Below are 1628 nucleotides of genomic sequence, written 5' to 3' on the forward strand. Positions count from 1 at the left end.
TGGTCGCCACCGTTCTTTTGATAGTCCACTTGGACTGAGCTTGGAATTGCAGTACCGCCGAAATCATAGAGCTGGATAATTGGCCAGGCATTGGAGTATTGACCACTTGCTGGTGCATTAAATCCACCTGTATTGCTGTTAAGGGTTTTGTTTTGTCTTACAACATGTTCCATTTGATAGGAAATTGATGTTGAAGCTACACCACTGTGAGAATCAGTATTATCACAAGCAGGCAAAATACCTGAAGTAATTNTGTGAAGACAAAGCACCGTGAAGATCAGTATTATCACAAGCAGGCAAAATACCTGAAGTAATTNCTTACAACGTGTTCCATTTGGAATGAGGTTTGTACACCCACGGTGTTAGTACATGCTGGTAGACCACCTGAAGTGATTGTACCAGATGTGTGGTTGGTTGAACCAAATCCACCTCTTGCGAGTGTGAATCCTTTTGTNTGAAGTAATTGCACGTGCTGGGATTATAGCTGAGCCTGACGATGTGTGGTTGATTGAACCAAATCCACCTCTTGCGAGTGTGAATCCTTTTGTGTCAGTATAAGTTACACCAGCTTTTGGACTGAATGAACTTGTAGGACCACAAAAGCCACCAAAGTTTAAGCCTTTTCCAGCAATTTCTGCAGTGTTACCTGCAGCAATTGCTTGATTTCTATCGGCAAAGTACGCATACCAGTTTCCGTCTGTGTTCTGAGCCATTCTCAATCTCTTACCGTTGACGGTTACGACAGGTTCACCATAAGCCTGGTCTAATCTGTTTATATCAGGATCAGCCACGATTACTTGGATTACTTGAGGACCGGCAAAGTAGTTGTTGAATTGAGAGTTCTCTGCAGAGACGAACAAGTTAGCGTTTGTTGCTGCTTGTGCTGCTGGCATTGCGGTTGGCAATGCGATAGCTGCACTGCTAGCAACAAGTATTGTTAATAGTGTTAGACTAGTTATTTTTCGTATTGTTTCGTTGTACATAGTTATTGTAATTTTTGGTCTGAAATTGATATATAAGCATAATGGACGAATTGTTCATTTTTTTGTGTTCAATTAGGTAATTTGTATATCATGAGGTAAAATTATGAAAAATGTTGTATCAGACTATAAAGAACTTACAAATTTGACCTTTTTTTTCTGATCGTANGTGTGGGAGTGCGTTTGGCAAACCTACTACGGCACTGCTAGCAACAAGTATTGTTAATAGTGTTAGACTAGTTATTTTTCGTATTGTTTCGTTGTACATAGTTATTGTAATTTTTGGTCTGAATTTGATATATAAGCATAATGGACGAATTGTTCATTTTTTTGTGTTGAATTAGGTAATTTGTATATCATGAGGTAAATTTATGAAAAATGTGGTACATGACCATAAAGAACTTACAAATTTGACCTTTTTTTTCTGATCGTACCAGATCTTTCAGTTTTTTTCACGAATTAGTGTGGCCATTGAAAACAGAATGATTGCTGTAACACAGAGAATTGTACCCACCAGAAACAGAATGATTGATGCCATTAGCGAGCCCAGAAATATTGTCTGCTTGTTCAAATATGCATCAAGGAATTGGTAACCAAGTACAGAACCAATTATTACAAGTGCGATACCTGGAAATCCATAAAATGGAA

The 1628-nt window shown here is 38.4% G+C and carries 1 pseudogene; it reads right to left on the reverse strand.

The window, feature by feature from the left end:
* Positions 1–1422: 1422 nt before the first annotated feature.
* A pseudogene (locus DYY66_RS14670) lies at positions 1423–1628 on the reverse strand (glycosyltransferase family 2 protein); the annotation flags it as partial.

This window comes from Candidatus Nitrosotalea sp. FS, from assembly GCF_011319475.1.
Classification (GTDB): Archaea; Thermoproteota; Nitrososphaeria; order Nitrososphaerales; family Nitrosopumilaceae; genus Nitrosotalea.